General features: G+C 63.7%; 24 protein-coding genes. 12 read left to right on the plus strand and 12 right to left on the minus strand.

The features are described from left to right. Positions 1–462 precede the first annotated feature (462 nt). Genes rpsN through rpmB form a run of 3 tightly spaced genes read right to left on the minus strand, consistent with a single transcriptional unit; the run spans position 463 to position 1174 of the window. Positions 463–768 (minus strand): 30S ribosomal protein S14, encoded by a 306-nt coding sequence (gene rpsN, locus ABEA18_RS03840; protein WP_028267656.1) that lies wholly within the window; start codon positions 766–768, stop codon positions 463–465. A 2-nt stretch (positions 769–770) separates the two neighbouring features. Next, positions 771–938, minus strand: coding sequence for a 50S ribosomal protein L33 (rpmG, locus tag ABEA18_RS03845; protein ID WP_003798558.1), 168 nt, complete (start codon positions 936–938; stop codon positions 771–773). Further along, positions 938–1174 carry a 50S ribosomal protein L28 gene (gene rpmB / locus ABEA18_RS03850; protein WP_078107326.1) on the minus strand — a complete coding sequence of 79 codons (237 nt, stop codon included), beginning with the start codon at positions 1172–1174 and terminating at the stop codon, positions 938–940. The genes rpmG and rpmB overlap by 1 nt, the downstream gene beginning before the upstream one ends. Before the next feature lie 429 nt (positions 1175–1603). On the opposite strand from rpmB, the gene ABEA18_RS03855 reads away from it, so the two are divergent. From ABEA18_RS03855 to ABEA18_RS03865, 3 genes are all read left to right on the plus strand, one after another. Next, positions 1604–3076, plus strand: a complete 1473-nt coding sequence (locus tag ABEA18_RS03855; protein ID WP_345448002.1) for a ferredoxin reductase family protein — start codon at positions 1604–1606, stop codon at positions 3074–3076. Then, a complete protein-coding gene (locus ABEA18_RS03860; protein WP_345448003.1) occupies positions 3073–3633 on the plus strand; it encodes an FMN-binding protein in 561 nt (186 codons plus the stop codon). The genes ABEA18_RS03855 and ABEA18_RS03860 overlap by 4 nt, the downstream gene beginning before the upstream one ends. A 61-nt stretch (positions 3634–3694) precedes the next feature. Then, positions 3695–4468 (plus strand): FAD:protein FMN transferase, encoded by a 774-nt coding sequence (locus tag ABEA18_RS03865; RefSeq protein ID WP_425550478.1) that lies wholly within the window; start codon positions 3695–3697, stop codon positions 4466–4468. Here ABEA18_RS03865 and ABEA18_RS03870 read toward each other — a convergent pair. Then, positions 4465–5226 (minus strand): SGNH/GDSL hydrolase family protein, encoded by a 762-nt coding sequence (locus tag ABEA18_RS03870; protein WP_345448005.1) that lies wholly within the window; start codon positions 5224–5226, stop codon positions 4465–4467. The two genes, ABEA18_RS03865 and ABEA18_RS03870, sit on opposite strands and share 4 nt — an antisense overlap. A gap of 96 nt (positions 5227–5322) precedes the next feature. Continuing rightward, entirely contained in the window at positions 5323–5802 is a 480-nt protein-coding gene (locus tag ABEA18_RS03875; RefSeq protein ID WP_345448006.1) for a MarR family winged helix-turn-helix transcriptional regulator, read from the minus strand. 119 nt (positions 5803–5921) lie between these two features. On the opposite strand from ABEA18_RS03875, the gene ABEA18_RS03880 reads away from it, so the two are divergent. Together ABEA18_RS03880 and ABEA18_RS03885 are read left to right on the plus strand one after the other, a co-directional pair. After that, the gene (locus ABEA18_RS03880; RefSeq protein ID WP_345448007.1) at positions 5922–6554 is read left to right on the plus strand and encodes an NADPH-dependent F420 reductase; all 633 of its coding nucleotides are present in this window, start codon (positions 5922–5924) and stop codon (positions 6552–6554) included. Between the two features lie 54 nt (positions 6555–6608). Continuing rightward, entirely contained in the window at positions 6609–6893 is a 285-nt protein-coding gene (locus ABEA18_RS03885; protein ID WP_345448008.1) for a YciI family protein, read from the plus strand. Between the two features lie 127 nt (positions 6894–7020). Here the strand turns inward: ABEA18_RS03885 and ABEA18_RS03890 are convergent, their stop codons facing one another. Next, positions 7021–7839 carry an SGNH/GDSL hydrolase family protein gene (locus tag ABEA18_RS03890; RefSeq protein ID WP_345448009.1) on the minus strand — a complete coding sequence of 273 codons (819 nt, stop codon included), beginning with the start codon at positions 7837–7839 and terminating at the stop codon, positions 7021–7023. Beyond that, the gene (locus ABEA18_RS03895) at positions 7836–8732 is read right to left on the minus strand and encodes an SGNH/GDSL hydrolase family protein (RefSeq protein ID WP_345448010.1); all 897 of its coding nucleotides are present in this window, start codon (positions 8730–8732) and stop codon (positions 7836–7838) included. The genes ABEA18_RS03890 and ABEA18_RS03895 overlap by 4 nt, the downstream gene beginning before the upstream one ends. Before the next feature lie 524 nt (positions 8733–9256). Here ABEA18_RS03895 and ABEA18_RS03900 point away from each other — a divergent pair. Beyond that, the gene (locus tag ABEA18_RS03900; protein ID WP_345448011.1) at positions 9257–9751 is read left to right on the plus strand and encodes an FBP domain-containing protein; all 495 of its coding nucleotides are present in this window, start codon (positions 9257–9259) and stop codon (positions 9749–9751) included. A 113-nt stretch (positions 9752–9864) separates the two neighbouring features. Here ABEA18_RS03900 and ABEA18_RS03905 read toward each other — a convergent pair whose 3' ends face one another. From ABEA18_RS03905 to ABEA18_RS03915, 3 genes are read right to left on the minus strand one after another with little or no spacing between them, the layout of a single operon-like run. After that, positions 9865–13329, minus strand: coding sequence for an ATP-binding protein (locus tag ABEA18_RS03905; protein WP_345448012.1), 3465 nt, complete (start codon positions 13327–13329; stop codon positions 9865–9867). Continuing rightward, positions 13326–14291, minus strand: coding sequence for a DUF4194 domain-containing protein (locus tag ABEA18_RS03910; RefSeq protein WP_345448013.1), 966 nt, complete (start codon positions 14289–14291; stop codon positions 13326–13328). Before ABEA18_RS03910 ends, ABEA18_RS03905 begins: the two co-directional genes overlap by 4 nt. After that, complete coding sequence (locus ABEA18_RS03915) at positions 14284–15741, minus strand: DUF3375 family protein (protein ID WP_345448014.1); 1458 nt, start codon at positions 15739–15741, stop codon at positions 14284–14286. The genes ABEA18_RS03910 and ABEA18_RS03915 overlap by 8 nt, the downstream gene beginning before the upstream one ends. 245 nt (positions 15742–15986) lie before the next feature. On the opposite strand from ABEA18_RS03915, the gene ABEA18_RS03920 reads away from it, so the two are divergent. After that, a complete protein-coding gene (locus ABEA18_RS03920; protein WP_345448015.1) occupies positions 15987–16289 on the plus strand; it encodes a hypothetical protein in 303 nt (100 codons plus the stop codon). Positions 16290–16353: 64 nt separating this feature from the next. Continuing rightward, on the plus strand, positions 16354–18306 hold the full coding sequence (locus tag ABEA18_RS03925) for an acyl-CoA dehydrogenase family protein (protein ID WP_345448016.1): 1953 nt from the start codon (positions 16354–16356) through the stop codon (positions 18304–18306). Here ABEA18_RS03925 and ABEA18_RS03930 read toward each other — a convergent pair. Continuing rightward, on the minus strand, positions 18303–18707 hold the full coding sequence (locus ABEA18_RS03930; protein WP_345448017.1) for a YchJ family protein: 405 nt from the start codon (positions 18705–18707) through the stop codon (positions 18303–18305). The genes ABEA18_RS03925 and ABEA18_RS03930 overlap by 4 nt on opposite strands. A 192-nt stretch (positions 18708–18899) precedes the next feature. Between ABEA18_RS03930 and ABEA18_RS03935 the strand changes: the two genes are divergently transcribed. After that, positions 18900–19664, plus strand: coding sequence for a hypothetical protein (locus ABEA18_RS03935; protein ID WP_345448018.1), 765 nt, complete (start codon positions 18900–18902; stop codon positions 19662–19664). Between the two features lie 124 nt (positions 19665–19788). On the opposite strand, the gene ABEA18_RS03940 is transcribed toward ABEA18_RS03935, so the two are convergent. Next, on the minus strand, positions 19789–20280 hold the full coding sequence (locus ABEA18_RS03940; RefSeq protein ID WP_345448019.1) for a flavin reductase family protein: 492 nt from the start codon (positions 20278–20280) through the stop codon (positions 19789–19791). 245 nt (positions 20281–20525) lie between these two features. Between ABEA18_RS03940 and ABEA18_RS03945 the strand changes: the two genes are divergently transcribed. The 3 genes from ABEA18_RS03945 (at position 20526) to ABEA18_RS03955 (ending at position 22781) form a co-directional block, all read left to right on the plus strand. Further along, a complete protein-coding gene (locus ABEA18_RS03945) occupies positions 20526–21560 on the plus strand; it encodes an aldo/keto reductase (protein WP_345448020.1) in 1035 nt (344 codons plus the stop codon). Between the two features lie 54 nt (positions 21561–21614). Continuing rightward, the gene (locus ABEA18_RS03950; protein ID WP_345448021.1) at positions 21615–22010 is read left to right on the plus strand and encodes an RNA-binding S4 domain-containing protein; all 396 of its coding nucleotides are present in this window, start codon (positions 21615–21617) and stop codon (positions 22008–22010) included. A 153-nt stretch (positions 22011–22163) separates the two neighbouring features. Continuing rightward, positions 22164–22781, plus strand: coding sequence for a uracil-DNA glycosylase family protein (locus ABEA18_RS03955; protein WP_059388685.1), 618 nt, complete (start codon positions 22164–22166; stop codon positions 22779–22781).

The following is a 22781-nucleotide window of genomic DNA, read 5'->3' on the forward strand; positions in this document are numbered from 1 at the left end:
CACCCGGCACCACCCACACCCCACAGGGTCCAGGATCGCTCCGGAGCAACTTCCCAAACTTACCCGAACTGCCAGGATCAAGCAAATCGGCGTTTCCGCGATTCACTGCTCAACAGGGGTCCCCACCCATCCACAGCACGCTAATCAGCGAGCCATTTCCAGGCCGTTTATCAGAGGGGGTCGGTCGCTATCTTTCCGCATCAGCGGCGGCGACTCGAACTACTTTACACACCCCCAAGACCACACGCAAATCACGCCTCAGGCCAGCAAGAACCGCGGTAATCCGGGACAGAACAGCCGGTTGCGCGCAAAAAGAAGCCGCCGGCGTCGTAATTCAGCATTGTGTCCTGCGCCACTTAATCGCGAATCCGGACACCCGACGCATCAAACCTGGAACCCGGGGCCCTAAACGCAAGAAGGACCGGCAACCAAACGGTTGCCGGCCCTCCTAGTGCTTCTGGATTACCAGGAAGACTTGGTGATGCCCGGGAGCTCACCACGGTGAGCCATGTCGCGGAAGCGAACACGGGAGATACCGAACTTCTGGAAGGTACCGCGCGGGCGGCCGTCGATGATGTCGCGGTTACGCAGACGGATCGGGGACGCGTTGCGGGGCAGCTTCTGCAGGCCGAGGCGAGCCTCTTCGCGTGCTTCGTCAGTCGCGTTGGCGTCAACCAGGGTCTTCTTCAGTTCGAGACGCTTGGCAGCGTAACGCTCAACGATGACCTTGCGCTGCTCGTTGCGAGCAATCTTGGACTTCTTAGCCATGTTTAGCGCTCCTCTCGGAATTCGACGTGCTGGCGGATCTTGGGGTCGTACTTCTTCAGGACCAGACGGTCCGGGTCGTTACGACGGTTCTTGCGGGTTACGTAGGTGTAACCGGTTCCCGCAGTCGACTTAAGCTTGATGATCGGACGTACGTCCTTGTCTTTTGCCACTAGAGCTTCACCCCACGAGCCAGAACTTCGGCGACGACTGCGTCGATGCCGCGAACGTCGATGGTCTTGATGCCCTTGGCCGACAGGGTCAGCGTGACATTACGGCGCAGGGACGGAACCCAGTAGCGCTTCTTCTGGATGTTGGGGTCGAACCGACGCTTGTTGCGGCGGTGCGAGTGCGAAATGCTGTGTCCAAAGCCCGGCTCGGCTCCGGTCACCTGGCAGTTTGCTGCCATGACGACTCTCCTAAAAAATAAAATGAAACGGCCAGCAGAGTTCCTGCTTCCCGTGCAATAGGCGACGTCCGCAACCAGTCCACACCGTTTTCGGTAGTTCCCGCAGGCTGGATCGCTCGACTGAAACCAGCCAATGATCACCGCTGCGGCGAAGGTAGTGGGTCCGGACAACAGGCCGGAATACTGGGCGAATACTGGAATGCACGCAACTTGAGCCCCTAACTACCGGCCCGCGGATCTCCCGTTGTTGCCAACAGTTACCGCCAACCGGAGCAATTGCACACGCTCCGCGCCACCTAGCGCCTAATAAGTCTAGGGGCTGGGGGAAATTAAGACCAATCGGGTGTATAAGAAACCAAGTGCTCAACTCATAAGCGGAGGCTAGCCCCTTCACAGCAGATCGAAAGGTTGAGCATTCAATCTTGAGTCATGAACTCCCAACTCCTCGCCTCTCCGGGCCAACGCGTGGATACACCGCCAGGCCGTCGTCCTCAAACGTCACCGCGACGCAATCCCGCTAAGGGAAGGTTCGCGGCGCAACATCGCCAGCGCATGCGCCGGGCGGACATGCTCACGGTTGCGCTTTGGGCATCCCTTGCGGCGGCGCTGGCGTTGTGGCTCGCGGACGGCGGAGTGTCGACCGTCGGCAACCTCACCCAGGCGGTCACCGCCGTCGGGATCCTGGCCGGACTCGCCGGCATGGACCTTGTCATACTGATGCTTCTGCTCGCGGCACGCCTCCCTTTTGTGGACGGCGCAGTCGGGCATGACAGGGCACTGGAATTCCACCGGAAGCTAGGCAAACCGGCACTGTACTTGTTGTTGGCGCATGGACTTCTCCTTGCAACCGGCTACGGCATGGCCGAGGGCCTGAATCCCGTCAGCGAGGCCGTTTCCCTGTGGGTCTTGGTACCCGATATGTGGCTGGCGTTCGTCTCCATGGCGTTGTTCATTGCTGTGGTGGTCACTTCGCTGGTAGCTGTGCGGCGCCGTTTTCCCTACGAATTCTGGTATTTCGTTCATCTGCTCACCTACCTCGCGGTAGCAACGGCAATCCCGCACCAGTTCAGCGTGGGCGGCCTGTTCGCCGAAGGCACCTGGCAGCGCTGGTACTGGCTCCTGCTTTGCTTAGGAACGGGCGCGGCGCTGGTTTGGTACCGCGTTGCCCAACCGGTGATTGCCACCTACCGGCACCAACTGACGGTGCGCCGCGTGGTTCGGGTGTCCCCCGACGTCGTGAGCATCGAAATGACCGGGCTGCGATTGAACGAATTGTCGGGAAGCGGCGGCCGGTTCTTCGTGTGGCGCTTCCTCGCTCCCGGGATGTGGTGGCAGGCCCATCCGTTCAGCTTGTCGGCAGAACCGCAGACCGGGAAGTCATCGCGGCCGCCGACGTTGCGGATCACCGTCCGGAACCTGGGGGCCGGTTCGGCCCGCCTCGCTTCCCTCAAGCCGGGAACGAAAGTAGCGATCGAAGGACCATATGGGGTTTTCAGCACGGCAGCCCGAAGCAAGGACCGGGTCGTGATGATCGGTGCAGGAATCGGGATTACGCCCCTCCGGGCGCTCCTGGAATCAACTCCCTTCGCCCCAGGCCAGGCGACAGTCCTGCTGCGCGGCAGTAGCGCGGAGGAACTGTTCCTCGGAGACGAGATCATGGAACTGTGCCGGAAGCGTGGCGCGACCCTGTTCCACCTGACGGGTCCGCGGTCCGCCCATCCTCAGGGCGCATGGCTGCCTGCCTCTGCTGGCTCCTCGAGTCTGCGGGACTTTGTGCCGGACATAGCGGACGCTGATGTTTACGTTTGCGGCCCGACAGCATGGGCTGGCCAGGTACTAGCCGACGCAAAAAGCTCCGGTGTGCGGGAGGAACAACTCCACTACGAAAGGTTTGACTGGTGAGACTCAGGGCAGGAATTTCAGCAGCGCTGGCATCGGCGGCAATCCTCGTGGTGGGCTGGCAGGCGGGCGCACAAGTGGCGGCATCCAACGCTTCCACCGTCACGACGTCCGCGGCGGGAACCACCGGCGGGACCGGTACGGGCTCGACGGCGGCCGGCGCCGCCGGGAGCAGCGCGTCCGGATCGTCCTCGGGAACCGCGGCCGGCGCCAGTTCCAGCACAGGCTCCAGTTCCAGCACGGGCTCGAGTTCCACTTCCACTCTGGGAGCCTCGGCCAAGGCCGGCGGCACCTATGCGGGCACGGCAGTGGAGACCCGCTTCGGAACAGTCCAGGTCCAGGTAACCATCAAGGCCGGCGTCATCACGGATGTCACAGCCCTGCATCTGACCGACCAAGAGCAACGATCCGTCCAGATCAGCGCCAGGGCAGCACCCCTGCTCCGCTCCGAAGTCCTGAGCGCCCAGTCGGCGAACGTGCAGACCATCGGCGGGGCCACCTTTACCAGCGAGGCGTACTTGACGTCGCTCCAGGCAGCCCTCGATGCAGCCCACTTCTAAGCCCGACGGGCACGGACAAGGCAGCGCGGAGCCCCGTCTTCGTTCCCGCACGTTCACCAGCATGGGCACTGTGGTGAGCCTCGCCATCCCCGCTGCTCCAGGGACGGCTCCCCAAGCTGCGGTGGAAGAACTCGAGGCGGCCACCGCCGTCGTCGAGCAGTTGTTCAAGGGGTTGGATCGGACGTTTAGTCTCTACCGTCCCGACTCGGAGGCGAGCGCGATGGCGCGGGGCGAGCTGGCTCTGAAGGACGCCTCTGCGGACATGCGACGGCTGTATGTCGAGGCGACAGAATGGCGCACCCTTACGGAAGGTGCGTTCACGGCGGAACGGCCCGACGGCGTCGTGGACTTGTCGGGGATCGTCAAGGCACACGCAATCCGGGAAGCCGGAACGTCGCTGCTAGCGTTCGGCTTGAAGGATTGGTGCCTCAACGCGGGCGGGGACGTCCTGGTGGACGGTTCGCCGACGCCGGGCAGAGCGCGGCCGTGGCTGGCGGGAATTGTCGACCCGGAGGATCGGACGACGCTCCTGACAGCGTTTCCGCTCGGCAACGCGGGCAAGCACGCGCTGGCGACCTCCGGAACGAGCGAACGCGGCCACCACATTTGGTCCGCGGGCCTCCAATCGGCGCGGGACCAGGGGTTCCGCCAAGTTTCAGTGGCAGCGGCAGACATCATCACGGCCGACGTCCTGGCCACCGCCATCATGGCGGGCGGCGCCGGGACCCTCGCGCTGGCCACTTCCCACTGGGACGTGGACGTGCTCGCGGTGAAGAACGACGGCGGATTGCTCGCCACGCCGGGGTTCCGGAAACTTGCCGCTCAGCCCAGTTAGGGCCGGGTGAGCTGCGGGTACTTCGGGCTGAGACCGTCACCTGAGGACTTGCCCGTCACGCGGCGGACCACCCACGGGGCGGCATGTTCACGGGCCCAACGCGCATTGGCCCGCAACGCTTCCACGCGCGCAGGCTGGGGTTGCGGGACCGGCGGCGGAACCTCGAGGGAACCTTCGTGCTCCAGGACGGCCAGCACCCGGTTGGCCATGTTGATGTGGCCCGCAGTGGACATGTGCATCCGGTCCTGCGCCCACATGTGCCAGTCGTGGTATTCGCTGAAGCGCCAGTAGTCCACCACCAGCGCACCGTGGTTTTCGGCGATTTCCCGCAGCAATTCGTTGTAGATCGCGGTGCGTCCGCGCATGGTGCCGAAAACCTTGGAACTGCGGGCATCGAAGCCCGTGAAGAGAAGCAACGTGGCGCCGGTGGCACTGAGCTTCCCGATGCCGGCCTCGTAGTCTTCCATCAGCCTGTCGATATCGACTTTGGGGCGGAAGATGTCGTTTGCGCCCGCGTATAAGGTCACCAGCGTCGGTTGAAGCGCGACGGCGGCGTCCACCTGCTCTGCCATGACTTGCCGGAGCTTCTTGCCGCGGATGGCCAGGTTGGCGTAGCCGAAATTGTCGTTGCTTTGTGCCAATTGATGGGCGACGAGGTCCGCCCATCCCCTGACTCCGTTGGGGCGCGATGGGTCAGCGTCGCCAAGTCCTTCGGTGAAAGAGTCACCCAATGCCACATACCGGGCAGAAAAATCCATGGCGCCAGTCTTTCATCAGTGGGGGGCGGCCGTCACGCGCGGCGCCGGCTGCGCAGCCGGCCGCGGCTTGGCGTTCGCCGGCACAGCTGCCGCGGCTCAGTGTTCGCGCAGGATCCAGTGATCGTCGTCCAGCCGGGCCACGATTTTCTCGCCGATCCGCGCGAGATCGGCTACGTCGTCGTCGGTCATGGCGTCCAACATCAAGGCGCGGACGGCATCCACATGCCCCGGGGCGAGGGACACGATGGTGTTCATGCCGGCGTCGGTCAGGTGCGCGACCGTGACGCGGGCATCGCCCGGGTGGGCCTCGCGCTCCACCCAACCGCGTCCTTGGAGCTTGGTGACAACGTGCGACAACCTGGACAAGGAAGCGCTGGTACGGGCGGCAAGCTCACTCATGGGCAGGAAACGCCCCTCGGCTTCGGACAGCATGGCGAGCACGTTGTAGTCGAACAGCGACAATTTGCCGGCCGCCTGCAGTTGGGTGTCCAGGGCTGCCGGCAGCAGGGTGTTGATGCTCAGGAGGGCCAGCCAGGCACGGCGTTCGTCGGCGTTGAGCCAGCGCGGTTCGGTCATGGATTCATCTTAGAAGGAAATTGATGCTTGACACTTCAACTTAAGGCCATTATTGTTTTAGTTGAAGCTTCAAGTAAAACAATTTGAACTCAATGAGCACCCAAGCAAAGGAAACAACAATGGCTGACATCACCATCATCGGTACCGGCAACATGGCGTCCGGCATTGCGGCCCGAGCGGCCACGGCTGGCAAGAGCGTCCAGGTCCTCAGCCGCGACGCCGGCTCCGCTGCTGCCCTTGCGGCGACGGTCAACGGAACCTCCGGCATCACGGGATCCCCGGTGGAAGGCAGCATCGTGGTGCTCGCCACTCCGTTCGATGCCTCCAAGGCAGTCCTTTCTTCCTATGGCTCAGCGCTCAACGGCAAGACGATCGTGGACATCTCCAACCCCGTGAACTTCGAGACCTTCGATTCCCTCACCGTCCCCGCCGGAACCTCGGCGGCCGAAGAACTCCAGGCATTGGTCCCGGGCGCCTCAGTAGTCAAGGCGTTCAACACCGTCTTCGCAGCCACTCTCGCTGAGGGCGAAGTCGGCGGCCAGACCCTCGATGTGCTCGTGGCTGGCGACGACGCCGAGGCGAGTGCCGCCGTCGTCGATTTCGTCAAAGGTGCCGGACTGCGCCCGGTGAACGTCGGGCCGCTGCGCCGCTCGCGTGAACTCGAAGCCTTCCAGCTGCTCGTCATGACGCTCCAGATCAGCGAGGCCCACCCCGACTACAACTGGAACTCCGCAGTCAAGCTCCTGCCGTAGTTCATTTTGGAGGGCGGCCCGGCTGGCCGCCCTCCGCGTTGTAGGCTGGGCGGCATGTTCGTGGTTTCGCTGACCTACAAAGTTCCCGACGAGATTGTCGATTTCCACCGCCCCGCACACATGGATTGGGTCAAAGAAGCGTTCGACGCCGGCACTTTCGTCGCGTCCGGACGTCGCGTTCCAGCCATCGGGGGTGTGCTGTTGTCCAACGTCGATCGTGCGGCACTGGACGCTTCCCTAGCGACGGATCCGTTCTACGTCAATGGGGTAGCCGACTTCGAGATCATCGAATTCACAGTCACCACCGCGTCTGAGGGGTTCGAAAACCTGCTGGACTGAGTCTGGTGGGTGTCCGGGGCGTCACGCAGAGCACATTTTTGGCGCCTCGACTCGGCGAAAACCCCGGAAATTCGCGGCTTTGATGCCCGCCCGCAGCCAAAAAGCTGTCAGCCGTGACGCTGACGCTTCAAATCCGGACCGGTTCGGCGGACGTCCCCAATCGCTCCGGCAAGACCACCGGCATAAGGGCCGGCCAGCGGGCGCTCAGGTGATCACCGCTCGAAACTCCCCTGAAACGACGCGAAAGCCAGGGTGCCACGTCGCGCCTGAGCCACGCGGCGTCGTCGGCCATTATCTCGGCGCGGCTCCGCGGTTGGAGCGTCCCAAGCACGGGTGAGCCCAGCGAGTGCGGGGCGCCCAACACCTCCAAGACTTTCTTCGCCATGTACTCATGTCCAATGCCGGACATGTGCAGCCGATCGGGAGCCCACATCCGGCGGTCCTGGTACTTTTCGAAACACCAATGGTCCACCAGAAGCGTTCCGTAGGCTGCCGAAATGCGCCGGATGTGTTTGTTGAAAACCGCCGTGCGCAGCTTGAGCGGCTCCAACACCGGCGAGAGCGGCACGTTGTACTCGGTGAACAGGAGGACCTGGGAACCACTTTGGGCGATCCGGGCAACGGCGTCCTCGAATCCACGGACCAGTAGGCGCATGTCCAGCCGGGCACCGAGGAGATCGTTGCCGCCGGCGTGGAAACTGACCAGCGTGGGAGCCATCGCGAGTCCCGGCTCAAGTTGTTCAGCCACGATCTGCTTGAGCCGACGGCCCCGGAGGGCCAGGTTGGCGTACTGCGTCTGCGGCCGGTGCCTGGCCAGTTCCTCGGCCACCCGGTCGGCCCAGCCGCGGCAGTCGTTGGGGAGGCGAAGGTCTGTGTCGCCGACGCCTTCGGTGAAGGAATCTCCAACCGCGACGAATCGCAGCGGTGCATATATGGCCATGGTCATGTCCCCCCGTTGTCTTGGGCTTTTCCTGGCACCTTGCTTTGAGCGTGGGCTGAGCCTGCCCCGGCGGCTTGGCGTTCCGCGAGTTTTCGCAGACCGGCCTTCCGTGGCACTTTCACGGGCTCCGGCCAGCGTGGGCCAAGGCTGTCCCCGAGCGTGACGCCGCGAAGCTTCCGGCCGAACAAGGGCAGGACCCAATCGTTCACCCAGCGGCGCTGACGGCGTTCCCAATCGCGCAACTTGAGCCGTTGCGGCGGTTCCCAGTCCTTGGGCGAGAACTTATGCGGTACGCCGAGGTGATCAAGTACCTGCGCCGCCATGTATTTGTGCCCGGCCTTGGACATGTGGAGGCGGTCCGAGGCCCACATGCGGCGGTCGTGGTAAGCGTCAAAGCACCAATAATCCACCAGCACGGCCCCGTACTTGGCGGCCAGTTCGCGGACGCGCTCGTTGTACAAGGCGTTCCGCTTCTTGAAGGGTTCCAGCACGGCCGAGACCTTGACGTCGTACCCCGTGAACAAGACCAACGTGGCTCCCGTGGCTGCGAGACGGGCCACGAGCCTTTCGTACTCGGCCATGAGGATGTCCATGTCCGTGCCGAAATCCAGGATGTCGTTGCCGCCGGCGTAAAGCGTGATGAGCGTGGGTTCCATGGCCAGGGCGCGGTCCAATTGCTCGTCGACGATATGGCGGAGCCGCTTGCTCCGCACGGCAAGATTGGCGTACTCCCAGCCAGGTTCGGCCTTGGCCAGTTTCTCGGCAACGCGGTCGGCCCAGCCCCGGACGCCGTTCGGTAGGGCCTCGTTCCGGTCCCCCACACCCTCGGTGAAGGAATCGCCCAAGGCAACAAACCGCCGTCGTCCGTTCTGGTCAGCATCAAGCACGTTCCCAGCCACGACGCCAGCCTAGCCCCGCCCGGTTGCCCGCCGGCAAAGCCTAGGTTAATTCGACGCTCGCTCACTTATGTGGTGTTTTGACCAAACGCCCGCTCACTTATGGGGCATTCGGTCAAACGCCGGCTCACATGATATGAGCGAGCGTTCCGGCTTTTGGCCGCATACGTGAGCGGGCGTCGGGCCTGCGGGGACTAAAACGCACGGGATTTTGGACACCAAGGGCGGCGTTTGCAAAGATGACAGAGCCGTTGATTCAACGAACCGCGCCAGGGCCGTAGACGCGGTAAAGATCGAGAGGATGAGCATGCGCACTGCACACGTTGGCGCTGCCATGGTTGGCGAGGTGGCCGTGTTGGCCTACTTTGCATCTCCCTCTGCGTCGGCCATCCCGCTCGGCGGCCAGGGAAACTAACCCCACCGCCCCGCGCGAGAAGCACACGAAGGGTTCCTTTGCTGTGCCCTCGGATCGCCGGACGCCAGAGTCCTTCCTCTTCGGAGCCCAAACGATCTGAAAGAACTTCGCCGTGCAGAAAATCACCGCTCAACAAGTCCGTTCCTCATTCATCAATGCGAGCCGCTCGGAGGCCGCCAAACTCAACCTCCCGAAGGACTTCGATTCCCTTGACTGGGACAACCTCGAATTCCTTGGCTGGCGCGACGAAAAGATGCCCATGCGGGGTTACCTCGTCCTTCCGAACGGTGGTTCCCTCACGGGCATCATGCTTCGCGCGCCCGAGGGAGGCTCCGGCAAGAAGCGTTCGGTCCTTTGCGAGCTGTGCCGCGACGTGTTTTCCAAAGACGATGTGTATCTTTGGGTTGCCAAGCGCGCAGGCCAATCGGGCCGCGACGGCAACACCGTGGGGACGTTGATCTGCGCAGAATTCGGCTGCTGCGCCAACGTCCGCAAGGAGCCCCCAGCGAATGAGATCAATCCGGACCCGGCCGCCGTCGTCGTTCGCCAAATCGCCGGACTGCAGTCACGATCCGCCCAGTTCCTGGGCCGGGTCCAAGGAAAGTAGACGCCTCAGCGGCGGACGCCCGCTCGCTTCTAGTGAGCGAGCGTCCGCCGGAAACCAGACATACGTGAGCGAGCGTCCGCCGAAAGTGCCACATAAGTGAGCGAGCGTCGGAGCTAGCGGAGCACGATGTCCACGGGGTTGGCTTCGGAGCGCCATTCGCCGGGCATGCCCGGGCCGCCGATGACGGGAGCCGTGAGCACGCCGGAACGGTTGGTTCGCTTGTCGCGCAGGATTTCCGTGACCGAACCAAGGTGCCGGGAGAGGTCGATGACGTTCTCGGGCGCGGCCAGCAGCAACTGGAAACCGAACTCATGCAGGGCCTTGATGCCTGCACCGGCGAACTCCTCCGAGGCCAGGACGAACGCCTCGTCCATCATGACCGTTCCGTAGGTGGTGAAACCCTGCTCGGCGATACCCAACTGGTAGCTCAGGGCCGCGGCCATGATGAACGCCGTGAATCGCTGCCGCTCGCCACCGGACATCGAGCCGGTGTCCGCGTGCATGTACACCTCGGTCTTCTTGCCACTCCGCGGGCCTTGGACGGAGCGGTGCTCCTTGCACTGGATGAAGAGATGCCCGCGGACATCCAGCACCTCGGCTCGCCAGCGCCGGTCCTCGGGGGTCTGCGAACCGAGCCGTTTGACCAGGGTTTCGAGCGACTTATAGCGGTTGGTGAGTTCGACGTCGTCCTCCGCCTCGGGCGAGCCCCCGGCACTCGATGCGGCGCCGGCCGCGCGGGACGGCCGCGAGTGGCGCGTCTTCAACGCGTTGTGGATGGCGTCCTTGAACTGCTTCGCGGTGGCGGGCAGCGTCTGCTTGATGTCGAGTTCCAGGAAGCTGCCCTCGTGGAAATTGACCTCGGACAGGATGCCGTTGAGGGGCAGGATACGGCTCGTAATGGCGCGGCGCTCCTCGTCGAGCAGGTGGAGCAGCGTGCTGAACGATTCGTGCGTGCGCTGGTTGAAGAACTGGCGGAATTCGGCTTCCTGCGCGGGCAACCCTTCGCTGACGATCTGGTGGTAACGGGACTCGAATTCCCCCGCGGCACCAATCGAGGTGCCATGGTCCGCGGAAATGGCGGTGCCCCATTCACGCACGAATCCTTCGAACATACGCGTCAGCCGCTCGGCCAACGCCTGCCCGCGGGACTCGGAGGCGTGCAGTTCCGCCAGGAGCTTGCTTCGGACTTCGGCAGCGAGCGTGTCGAGTTCGTGGAGCTCGCTCACCTCGGCGAATGCGCTGAAGTACGGTTCGAGGGCAGTCACGGTAGTGCCCGACGGCGGCGCCTCGTCAAGGCGGTTGCGCGCAGCATCCAGGAGGGCGTCAGCCGTGGTCATCTGGTGGTCGAGCGTCTTGTACTCGCTCTGCAACACCGCCGCCGACCCTGTGGAGGACTGGTGCTTTTCGCGCACGGCCTCGATGTTCGCGCGCAAGGGCTCCAAGTCGGCCTGCGCTGCCAAGGCATCCTTGAGCCGCTGTTCGATCTTCGCGAGCTCCTCGGCCGCCACTGCTGCCGAGACCTGTTCCCAGCCACGCTCGTCGTCGGCGATGCGGCGCAAGGCTTCAAGCTGGCGGGTCATGCCTTGGTGCGAATCCTCGCGGCTTTGGGCGAGTTCGGCGGCCTTCAGAAGCTCATTTTCGAGCTCGCCGACCTTCGCTGCCACGAGCTCCAGCTTGGAAGCATTGTCGAAACCGAGAACGTAGTCCTGGCGGCTAGTGAAGCGATCGTCCTTCTCGACTGTGTTCCTGTTGCGCTTGACCACTCCGCCAAGGCTCAGGCCCTTGTCCAGCTGGGCGAGCTCGTCCGGGTCTTCCACGCACGGGTAGGCGAAATCGAGGGCGATCCGCTCGCGGATCCACTCACCGGCGTCGGCATTCGCCCCCAAAGTGAGGATGTTCAGCTTCGTCAGCAGCTCGCCGTCGGACACGTCCTCCACAGCCAAAGCGCCGCCCGCGAGCGGTTTGGAAACATCCACTGCCCGCAGCGCTCCGCGGACGGTGTTGTCGTTCAGGTAGCGCGTGACGGCGGCAAAGTGCTCGCCGGGAACCAGCAGCGTCGTGGCGAGGTTCCGCAGGGCGCGCTCGGCCGCGGGCCGCCACTGTTCCTCACCCTCGGCGAGGTCTATCAGCTCGCCTCCAAAGGGCATACGGTCCTCCGGAACGCCGGTGGCTGCGGCGATCGCGGCGCGGTTTTCAATGCTCGACGGCGGCAGAAGGGACTTGCGCGTCTTCAGCGACACGAGCTCCTGCTGGGCTGCGGCGAGTTCACGTTTCTTGGTGGCGTGGCCGTCGAACGCTTCGAAGCGGAGTTCCCTCAGCGCTTCGGAATCGTCTTTGAGTTCGGCGGAGCGGCTCGCGGCCTGCTCGTGGGCCTGCTCCCAACCGTCAGCCGTCCACTCAAGGTTGAGTCCGGCGTCGGCCAATGCTTGCCGGGCCGCCTCCTCCACCTGCTGGCGAAGCTTGAGGCCGACCCGGGCATTTTCGAGCGACTGCTCGATCGCCGAAATCGCGTTCCCGCCCTGGTTGTTGTAATCCGATTCGAGCTGGCGAAGCTCCTTGGCGAGCGCGTCCCGGATACCCCGCTCAGTGCTGAGCTCCTTGGCCTTCGACTGGGCAAGGTCCTTGAAACGAGCCAAAGTCTTGGCGTGGACCGTGACCGAGAGCTGCTGCTTGTAGGCGTCGAATTCCTCGCCGCTGAGCTCCCTGAGCCGGTTGGCCTCCAGCAACGACTGGGCATATTCCTTGTTCATCCCGGGCACGGGGGCGAGCTGATCGCGCTGCTGGCGAACGTCCTCCAGCCGCTGCCTGATGGACATGAGGTTGCTGAATTCCTCGACGACGTCGTCCGCAGCAGTGAGCGTCGCGGGCGCGTCGAGCACCTGGTCGCGGAAGAACGTGTTGACGCTGCCGCCGAGCCCCTTGCCGGCCTGGATCACGCGCAAAAGCGGGAGCGCCTGGTCCGAGTTGATGCCGAGAAGCCGCCGGAAACGCTCCGCAAAAGCCTTGTGGACATCGAAGACCTGGGCGTCCGGGAAGATGGTCTCCAGGGCGCCCTTGGTGAAGCGCTTCTCCGCGATGCCCTCGATCTCCCCAAGATCCAGGGGCTTGTTGTCAATCACGTAGAAGCGGCCGACGCTGGACTCGGTGCCGTTCTTGGGCAGGTCAAAGAGGGCCGAAATAGTGATCTTGGTGCCGGCCGCGTTGTCGAACGTCAGCGCGACGGCGGACCAGGTGGCACCGGGGCGCTGGAAGGCACTCGCCGAGCCCTCGCCCACGGCCTTGTCGCCCACTTTTCCACGCATGTACGTGAACGTCGTCCGCTTGTCCTCCACGGCCCCGCCGGCCCGCTGCGCCGCAGCCTCGTTGGAGCGCGGACGGGCATCGAAGACGCGGAGCATCGCGTCGAACAGCGTCGACTTGCCGACGCCCGAATTGCCTGTCAGCAGCGTGCCGTTGCGGTCCACGTGCATCGTGTGGGCGCCATGGAACGTGCCCCAATTGACCACCTGGACCAAGGCGAGGCGCATCTGGCCCGGGTTGGTGAGCTCGCCGATCGGAAGCATGGTTGCGATAGTCACTTGGCTGCCTCCTCAGGCGAGACTCCGTCGGAACCGTGGTCACCTTTCGCGACGCCACCGGACACATGCTCGGCATGCTCGCTCGTTCCTCGCTTAGACGCATGCTGCCGCATGCCCCCGTCGTCGCCGCTGCTGCCAGTCACCACGTCGACCTCTTCCTCGGTGCCGGAGTCAGCGTCGTTGGGGTTTGGGTCGTCGCCGTCGTCGTCTGTTTCTGTTAGTTCGATGAGGGGTTCCGTGCCCGATTCGTCGGCTGCTACGGCGATCAGGGCTTCGATTTGGGCTGGGATGTCGCCGATGTTTTCGAAGGGGAGGGCCAGGGGGAGGGCCTTGGAGATCGCGAACGTGTCTTCGATGCCCGTGGCCAGGAGGAGTTGGCGGGCCAGGAGTTTCGTTATGGTGCGGTTGACGACGTCGGTGTCACGGAGGGCGTCTTGTTGGCCGGATGGCTGGTAGTGCGCCACGAGTTCGGCGATTTCTTCCCGAGTGATCACCGGGTCCGTCTGGGCCGTGACGTGGCGGTCGAGGAGGAGCCTCAGGCGCAGAAGCACGATGGTTTCCACCCGGCTCAACGCGCGTTGCTGGCGAAGGATGCTTGAGCGGGTGCTGCCTCCGATGGCTTCGGGATCGACGGGTCGAAGCACCGCGATCTTGCGTTCGTGGTCGAGTTGCAGGTTCAGGAAGAGCTCGGAAAGCCGGCTGCGGAGGATCACTTGGCTGTCGAGAAGGGTGGTCCAGAGCTTTTCGTCGCGGCCGCCGTCGACATAGGGGCCCTTGAGCAGCCGTACGAGGGCCTGGCGGACCTTCATCGGCAGGACACCGGTGTCGCCCGGGAACAGCGCCGCGCCGTCGACGAACGTGTCGCGGGGCGTGACCCGGAACGGATCCGGGTGGACATGCTGCGTTATGTCCACCCCTTGCTCCGGAGAGGGGGCATGCTCGGTGGGGTGGGCGTCAGTCATCGGAATCCTTAGTCAGCGTCACGAGCGGCAGGTACGCAGTGCGTTTGCTGCCATCGATTTGTTCGAAGTCGATGTTTTCCCAGGCGGACCGGTCGAAGGCCGCACCGCCGTGCAGCGCTTCGGACAGCAGGGCCCGGACCGTGTTGATGTGCCGTTCATCCTCCGGGAGGTTCGCCCAGGCCCCCGCCAGTGTGGAGGCGCCTGCCATGGCTGAGCGGACGACGTCGGGCCTCGCCTTCGCGGAGCGCAGCGAACGGACCCGGTCCGAATCGCTGAACGCGATGGGGTCGGCGAGCTTTGGAGGCGCCGCGAACTCATCCGGATCGAAGAGCTTGACCATGGCGAGTGATTCGAACCCGGCATTGAACAACACCGGGCCGCGGACCAGGCCGGGACGGTCGCGTTCGTAGGGCATGGAGCGGATAGCCTGTTCGGCTTCGCGCAGGACCTGCCGCAGCCGGACGGACTGGCGGATGTCATCGCTCTGGATGTAGTTGTTCAGGCTTTCGGACAGCCGGCCGTAGATGCGTTGGATCTGGCTGTGCTGGGTACGCAATTCCGCCACGAGGTTCTTGAGGGTTTCCCGGTCCTCGTGGCCGAGGTCGTCTGCGAATTGGCGGCTCAGCACGTCACCGATCGCCGAACGGAAACGCAGCTGTTGCTGCGGGTCCTCGAGGAACGCCGTGAAGGAGCGGAACGTGCGCCCTTCGGGACTCTGGCGCAAGCGTTTGTCTGCCTCCAGGACCTGCGCCATGGTGGCACCCTTGCTGAGCGATTCCTCGATGATCTGGTTGCGGAGCTCGCCTACCAATTCTTCGATGCGGTCACGCATCTTCTTGTAGTCGGCAGGCAGGCTCGCCGCAAGGTCCAGGATGTTCCCGGCCGCTTCGACGGCTTCCTCATCGTCCAAAAGACCGTCGAAGTCGCCCGAGCTGATGTCCTCGATCAACTGCTGACGCTCCTGGATCTCCTCTTCAAGGGATTCCAAACGGGCGCTTTGGTCCGGGTTCGTCTCGTTGGCGAGCTTTTCGACGTCGCCGAGCAAGGTCCCGAGCCGGGAACCGTTGAGGGTAGAGCGCTCACTGGACAGGCTGTCCAGGAAAGCCAGGACGCGCGCGGCGGCCTCGGTGATTTCGTAGACGATCTGGCCCGACTGGCTGCGCCTGGTCAGGAACTGCTTGCGGGTCCATTCGTCGGCAAATGCCTTGCCGCTCCCCTGGCCGCCCAGCCCGGGATCCTGCCTGCGGAGCTGCTCCAGGAAAGCGTCGACGTCGGCATGGAACTCTTCGAGCGGAAGCTGCGGTTTCGTTCGGGTGAAGGAAGCCTGGAGCACCGCGATGACCCAAGGAGCCGAGCGTGTGAGGGCCCACGCGGGGCCTTTGGTCAGGAGTTCGAGATCCCTGAGCCGCGCACTGATGGCATCGGCTGAGGACATTGCTGAGCGGGACACTTACTCTCCTTCAGCTGCCGCGGAACCTTCTGGCAGCGGAAATCCCGAAAACTGCCCCGTACAAGGTTAACGCAGGGTGCACCGCAACCCTTCCGTGATCTACCTGCCGGTATGGTTTCGATCGCGTATCAACAGGCCCCGCGCCGGTGTTGTTGCTGGCTGAACCGTTGATTCCGCCCCTAGTGTCGACACCAACGACGTCGACGCTCCGACGTCGGCTTTGGCAGCGTTGCGGAGGGGACCCAATGCAGTTCGACTTGACCACCTTAGACAGCAGCAGTTATGTCTTCGCGGGAACACTAATCCTTGGCCTGGTTTTGGCAGCCTTCATCGCGGTAGCGGCCATGGCCGCCCTTGCGTTGGTCGGAGCCGGGAGCCTCGCCTGGTACACCGTGAAGAACGTGCTGGGCGGCCTGGTCCACGGCATCAATTTTGCGTGGGACCAGCTTGTCCACCAGGCCGGAAAAGTGGAACTGCCGGTGGAATTCCCGACGCAGACCGCCCCTAGCACAGGTACCTACCCGCGGGTAGCATTGAGGGACAGCTGAAGGGTCCCCCACCCGAGGCGGATCCTGGGCTCGAACCGGCACAACCGGCAAGAGGAGTCCTCCCATGACCTCCGCCACTGACAACAAGAGCAACGGCGTCACGGCCGCAGAAGCCCGCGCCGTCGCCGAGGCCGCCCGCGACACCGAATGGAACCGTCCGAGTTTCGCCAAGGGACTGTATTTGGGAGACTTCGATCTGGGGCTGATCCATCCCTGGCCCCAGGCAAGAGCCGAAGACGTCGAGCGCGGCGAAGAGTTTATGGCGAAGCTGACGGAGTTCTGCGGCACCATGTCCGGCCGGGCCATCGAACGCGATGCCAACATCCCGGACGAATACCTCGCAGGACTCGCCGAATTAGGCGTTTTCGGCATGAAGATTCCGCGCGAGTACGGCGGCTTGGGCCTGTCGCTGGTCTACTACGGCAGGGCGTTGGCGCTGCTGGGATCAGTCCATCCGAGCCTTGGCGCGTTGCTTTCGGCCCACCAGTCGATCGGGGTCCCGGAGCCGGTCAAAGTCTTCGGCACCCCCGAACAAAAGCAGGAGTACTTGCCGCGTTGCGCGGCCGGCGCCATCACAGCCTTCTTGCTGACAGAGCCCGACGTCGGCAGCGACCCTGCACGGATGGGCTGCACCGCAGTGCCAAGCGACGACGGCGAGTCTTACGTTTTGGACGGCGTCAAACTTTGGACAACCAACGGGGTGATCGCCGAACTGGTGGTGGTCATGGCGGTTGTTCCTGCCCGCACCGCCCCGGACGGCACGGTACTCAAGGGCGGAATCACGGCATTCGTAGTCGAAATGGACTCCCCCGGCATCACCGTCGAGAACCGCAACGCCTTCATGGGCCTGCGCGGCATCGAGAACGGCGTGACCCGGTTCCACCAAGTCCGCGTACCGGCAGCCAACCGGCTGGGCCGCGAAGGCCAGGGACTCAAGATCGCGCTCACCACGCTCAACACCGGCAGGCTCTCCATCCCCGGCCTATGCGTGGCTGCGGGCAAGTGGTCGTTGAAGATCGCCCGCGAATGGTCCAACGCCCGCACTCAATGGGGCCGGCCGGTCGGAAAACATGAGGCCGTTGGCAAGAAGATCGCCTTCATCGCCGCCACCACCTTTGCCCTTGAAGCTGTTTTTGAACTGTCTGCCGAGATGGCCGATGCCGGCCAGAAGGATGTGCGGATCGAGGCGGCGCTGGCCAAGCTTTGGTCCACTGAACTCAGCTACACGGTGGCTGATGAATTGGTGCAGATCCGGGGTGGCCGTGGCTTTGAGACGGCGGATTCATTGGAAGCCCGCGGGGAGCGTGCGGTGGCCGCCGAGCAGCTGCTGAGGGACATGCGCATCAACCGGATCTTCGAAGGCTCGTCCGAGATCATGCGCCTGCTCATCGCCCGCGAAGCCGTCGATGCCCACCTTTCGGCCGCGGGCGAGCTCGCCTCCGCCGACGCAACACTGCAGGAGAAAGCGCGTGCCGCCGTCGGCGCCTCTGGTTTCTACGCCAAATGGCTCCCTAAGCTTGTGGCCGGAGCTGGCATGGACCCCCGGTCCTACGGTGAGTTCGGGCGCCTCGCTAAGCAACTGAGGTACGTGGAGCGGGCTTCACGCCGACTCGCCCGCCAGACGTTCTACGGCATGGGCCGCTGGCAGGCGAGGCTCGAATACAAACAAGCGTTCCTCGGCAGGATCGTGGATATCGGGGCCGAGTTGTTTGCCATGGCAGCGTGCTGTTCACGGGCCGAGATGCTGCTGCAGACCACACCGGAGCAAGGCGCGGCGGCGTACGAGCTCGCCGAGGCCTACTGCGAACAGGCGCGGCTTCGCGTGGATGGATACTTCGATCAGTTGTGGCGGAACACCGACGACGTCGATCATGAGTTGTCCTCGAACGTGCTCGCGGGCGACTATGCCTGGCTTGAGGCCGGAATCCTGGACCAATCCGAAGGAACGGGTCCATGGATCGCCGACGCCACCCCGGGTGCGTCGTCAAAGGAGAGCCTGCACCGGAAGTACCGCTAGCCGACGTCGCCGTCGAGGTAGTACCAGCGCCTGTCGATCCGCAGGAAGCGGCTGTTTTCGCGCTGGACGCCGCGTTCGCCGTCGGAACGGTAGTGCGCCGCGAACTCGACCGTCCCTTCGGTGTCCAAGGGGCCGCCTCGGCGCGTCGCCAGGATGTCCAGCCGGCGCCATTCAATGTCCGGGTCCAGGTCCAGCGTGGCAGGCCTTGTTTCCGGGTGCCACGTGCGCAGAAGGTAATCGCTGTCAAGGACCACAAAGGCCGAGTAACGCGAACGCATGAGCTGTTCTGCCGTGGGCGCGTCGGTGTCTCCGCGGTGGAAGCGTCCACAGCAGTCGGTGTACTGCTCTCCCGACAAACAAGGGCAAGCGCCTAGTCGGAGGCGGGCCGGATCGAGTGGCATTGGAGCCCTATCTGGAAGAGAAGGTGAGAGCTAGGCAACAAATTTTGTCACAGCAGATAACAGCTTCGAAACAACCTTGGCGAGCCGGAGTTTGGCGGATGATTCATTAACATTTCGCCCTTAGGCTAGATGACATGCGCGCAGACCTACGGTTGCGGCGTCCACCCCACAACTCTGGCTCGAGGAGGCTACGTGGAGGATCCAACAACACTTGGCCTCAATCTGACTTTTTTTGGAACGCTCGGGTTGGCTTTGCTGATGTTCCTTGGTTTGGCCTTCCTGATGGTTGTCACCTTGGTGCTGGCCGGCGTCGCGAAGCTGGCTTGGATCATCCTGCTCGCGATGGTGGGGATCTTCCCGAAACGCGACGCCGTGCCGGTGGTGCACTTGCCCGCGCGGCCTCGTCGCGCCCCCGCACCGTCGTCGGATTCCGAGGAATCGACGACGGTGGAAGACGCCTTGCTGGGCGCCGAGCCATCCGTTCCCCGGAAGCCGCGTCTTGGAATCGTTGGGACCACAAGGTTGCTGTGGTCGGCGTCGTGGTCTGCTGTCCGGAACGTCCCATGGAAGTCGCTGGTAAACCCACGGACGTGGCCCAAGCCTGCCCAGATCAAGGACGGTATCGCGGCCACAGCCACCGCCGTGGCCACAACCCAGGCGAAGGAACATCCTTTTGTGGTTGCGGTAAAGCAGGATCCTCCGGTCCTGAACAGCCAGTGGGCTGCCGCTGTCGCCGAGGCTGATGCCCGGGCTGCAGCACGCGAAGCTGAACGGGCTGAGGAAGCGTCAGCCTCCGGCCCGGAACCGGCGGCTTCCGACGAACCCGCTGAAGGGAACGTCGCGGAGTCGTCCGGGACTGGCACGGCGGTCCGCGAACACCGGGGAGACCCCCACGGCGGCAAGCCTGTCTCTTCCGGCCGCGTGACAGCCTCTGCCGGGGCCCGCCCCCGCGCCTAGCGCCCCGCAGTCCCCCGACTGACCCAATCCGCAGTGCCCGGCCGACCCAACTGACTAGCATTTGTTGTCGTTTTGACGCCCGATAACGACAACAACTGCTAGTCAGTTGGGGCCGCGACCAAGCTCACGCGGCCAATTGCCTGAACCCGGCCCCGTGGTAGATGAGGGGCTCGGCGTCGTGGTTGATCTCCACGGACTTCACTTCGAGGAGGACGATCGCGTGATCGCCCGCGGGGGTTTCGGAGACTACTTCGCATTCAAGTACAAGCGCTGCACCATCGATCAACACGGCACCGGCGTCGCTCGTTGAGGTCGCCAGGCCAGCGAATCGGTCCTGGGTCCGCGAGGAGAGCTGCAGGCACACCGCTTCCTGGCCCTGGGCAAGGATGGAAACACCCAGTCGCGGGGCGCGCCGGAGCTTGGGCCATGTCGTGGAGGACTTCTGCACCGCAAACATGACCAGCGGCGGCTCGAGCGAGACTCCCACTGTGAAGCTCGATGCCACCAGGGCCTCCGGCGCGAAGCCGACCATGGCACTGAAGGCCGCCACGCCTGAGGGAAATTGCGCGAACGCCTGCTTGATCGAGGCGGCTCCATCCACCGTTACCTGGGTCATGGCGGGTTCCTTTCTTTGTAGTTTCGTGCCTGCCTTTCTACTAATTCATTGGATGCCGATAACGGCAATATTTGTGTATTCGCGTGTCGATTGAAGTCAATTAATAATTCGTCATGCCTTGTTTTCGTTACCCCGCAATACGAAAAACGAAGAATTTGTACGTTTTTCGAGTGCCCCGGCCACGACATGTGTAGCGTCGTGTCAATCCATTGCACAGCCTTGATTCTTCACGGAGGAAGCCGGAGATGAGCCTCAACGAGCTTCGAACCTTGGGACGCACAGGCGCCCTGATCAGCCCCCTTACCCTGGGAACCCTCAACCTCGGGACGGGCTCGGCGCCCACCGGCGCCGAAGAAAGCATCCGCATTATCCATGCGGCCCTGGACGCCGGTATCACGAGTGTCGATACCGCTGACATCTATTCCCAGGGCGAGGCAGAAGCTATTGTGGGCCGGGCCCTCCATGGCAGGCGGGATGACGTCTTCCTTTCCACCAAGTTCCACGGACAAATGGGTCCGAATCCAGCACACGCAGGAAATTCCCGGCGCTGGATCATGAAAGCCGTGGAAGGCAGCCTGAACCGCTTGAAGACGGACAGGATCGACCTTTACCAAGCGCACCGTCCGGACTACAACACAGACGTCCTGGAAACCATCACGGCCCTCAACGACCTCATCCGGCAGGGCAAGATCCTCTACTACGGAACGTCGGTGTTCACGCCGTCGCAGCTCGTGGAGGCACAGTGGATCGCCACCACGAACCACCTCATACCGCCGGTGGTGGATCAGGTGCCCTATTCCTTGCTGGTCCGGGCGAATGAGCGCGACGTCTTCCCGATCACGCAGCAGTACAACCTTGGCGTGCTCAGCTACGGACCGCTCGACGGCGGTTGGCTCTCCGGGAACTACCGCGTGGGAGTCCCCCAGCCCGCAAGCTCCCGCGCGTCGGCCGTTCCCGGGCGCTTCGACGTCTTGGCACCTTTCAACAGGAACAAACTCCTGGCAGCCGATGCCTTGGCCCGTGTCGCCGAACGGCATGGGCTCACCTTGGTTCAGCTTGCAGTCGGCTTCGCCCTGAATCATCCGGCCGTCAGCAGCGTGGTCATCGGTCCACGCACGGAGGACCATCTGGTTGATTACCTCAAGGCCGCGGATGTTGTCCCCAACGAAGCAGCCTTGGATGCCATTGACGAGATCGTGGCGCCCGGCACCAACTTCCTGGAGCGCGACGCAGGGACCGTCGTCCCGCACCTTGAATACGCGGAACTTCGACGCCGGTAATCGGCTTCGCGGACAACAGCCCAGGCCGCGCGCCGACTATACTCGTTCGCAATCATGACTAGCCTTCCGACTTCCGCCCAAGCATCAAAATCCGGCAATGTGCGCATTGACGCCTGGCTTTGGGCTATCCGCGCTTACAAGACCCGTTCCGCGGCGACGACCGCTTGCAGGGCGGGACACGTGCGAATCAACGGGAACCCGGTCAAGGCCTCGCAGTCCGTGATTATCGGCGACACCATCCGTGTCCGGCAGCCCGGCTTCGAGCGCATCCTTGAGGTCCGCAGGCTCATTGCCAAGAGGGTAGGGGCCGAAGCTGCGTCCCACTGCTTTACCGACCACACTCCGGAGCGCCCCGCCGCGCCCGCCCTCGGGCTGCCGCAGCGCGATCGCGGCGCAGGACGGCCTACCAAGAAGGACCGGCGCGATATGCAGAAGCTGAAGGGACAGTAGCCCGCGGAAAAGCGGGACGGGAAGCTCGCTGCAAGGCCCGGCGTCGCGCAGTTTTGTCCCTCGGCTCTGCAGGAGCGTGAGCGACGCGTAAAGCGACGGCGTAAAGTGGCAAGGGACGCCGATTCTGGACGCCGCGCTGCCGAAGGAGAGAACGTGACCATTGACTGGGACGAAAAAAGGGCTTTGCTACAGGAGCCCAACATTGCTGCGGTGACGCAGCTGTGCGACGAACTGATGGCCAAAAGGCCCGGTTCCACCGTGCCTTACATCGATCCGGTGCATGACGAAGATGAGTGCCGGATCGTCACCCTCCAGACCAGCCCAGGGCGGGCCCCCACCTCGGGTTTCGTATCGCACCTCAACGATGACGACGCCGCCCGACGTGCGCAGCTGATCTACGACTCAGCCGACTTGGACGTCCGTTATGTCATGCCGTGGAACTGCTACCCCTGGGTCCGCGACCCGGAACTGCCGCCGGCACTGAGCGCACAGGAGAAGACCGACGGGCTCCGCCCGTTCCGCCAGTTCCTCAAGATCAACAAGAGAGTTTCCGCCGTCGTCGCTCACGGCGCGGAGGCAGCCGCCTTCCTGGCGCTCTTTGAGAAGACCTACCACTCGCCGCTCCGGCAGCACGGGATCAAGGTTTACAAGGCAAGCGCGCTCGGGGGACGGGCATTTGCCTTGTCCGAGGCGAAGCAGCAGGAACTCCTGGCCAAGAACATCGAAACCTACCGGGACGCCATGCAGCGGGCAGGCATCCAGCATCTATAG

Source organism: Arthrobacter gyeryongensis, from assembly GCF_039543785.1.
GTDB lineage: Bacteria > Actinomycetota > Actinomycetes > Actinomycetales > Micrococcaceae > Arthrobacter > Arthrobacter gyeryongensis.

Coding starts and splice junctions, on each gene's coding strand:
- rpmB (WP_078107326.1), bottom strand. CDS start 1,174: ATGGCAGCAAACTGCCAGGTGACCGGAGCCGAGCCGGGCTTTGGACAC.
- ABEA18_RS03910 (WP_345448013.1), bottom strand. CDS start 14,291: ATGACTGACGCCCACCCCACCGAGCATGCCCCCTCTCCGGAGCAAGGG.
- ABEA18_RS03875 (WP_345448006.1), bottom strand. CDS start 5,802: ATGACCGAACCGCGCTGGCTCAACGCCGACGAACGCCGTGCCTGGCTG.
- ABEA18_RS03940 (WP_345448019.1), bottom strand. CDS start 20,280: ATGACCCAGGTAACGGTGGATGGAGCCGCCTCGATCAAGCAGGCGTTC.
- ABEA18_RS03920 (WP_345448015.1), top strand. CDS start 15,987: ATGCAGTTCGACTTGACCACCTTAGACAGCAGCAGTTATGTCTTCGCG.
- ABEA18_RS03870 (WP_345448005.1), bottom strand. CDS start 5,226: ATGGATTTTTCTGCCCGGTATGTGGCATTGGGTGACTCTTTCACCGAA.
- ABEA18_RS03950 (WP_345448021.1), top strand. CDS start 21,615: ATGACTAGCCTTCCGACTTCCGCCCAAGCATCAAAATCCGGCAATGTG.
- ABEA18_RS03865 (WP_425550478.1), top strand. CDS start 3,695: ATGGGCACTGTGGTGAGCCTCGCCATCCCCGCTGCTCCAGGGACGGCT.
- ABEA18_RS03945 (WP_345448020.1), top strand. CDS start 20,526: ATGAGCCTCAACGAGCTTCGAACCTTGGGACGCACAGGCGCCCTGATC.
- ABEA18_RS03925 (WP_345448016.1), top strand. CDS start 16,354: ATGACCTCCGCCACTGACAACAAGAGCAACGGCGTCACGGCCGCAGAA.
- ABEA18_RS03930 (WP_345448017.1), bottom strand. CDS start 18,707: ATGCCACTCGATCCGGCCCGCCTCCGACTAGGCGCTTGCCCTTGTTTG.
- ABEA18_RS03880 (WP_345448007.1), top strand. CDS start 5,922: ATGGCTGACATCACCATCATCGGTACCGGCAACATGGCGTCCGGCATT.
- ABEA18_RS03890 (WP_345448009.1), bottom strand. CDS start 7,839: ATGACCATGGCCATATATGCACCGCTGCGATTCGTCGCGGTTGGAGAT.
- rpsN (WP_028267656.1), bottom strand. CDS start 768: ATGGCTAAGAAGTCCAAGATTGCTCGCAACGAGCAGCGCAAGGTCATC.
- ABEA18_RS03855 (WP_345448002.1), top strand. CDS start 1,604: ATGAACTCCCAACTCCTCGCCTCTCCGGGCCAACGCGTGGATACACCG.
- ABEA18_RS03885 (WP_345448008.1), top strand. CDS start 6,609: ATGTTCGTGGTTTCGCTGACCTACAAAGTTCCCGACGAGATTGTCGAT.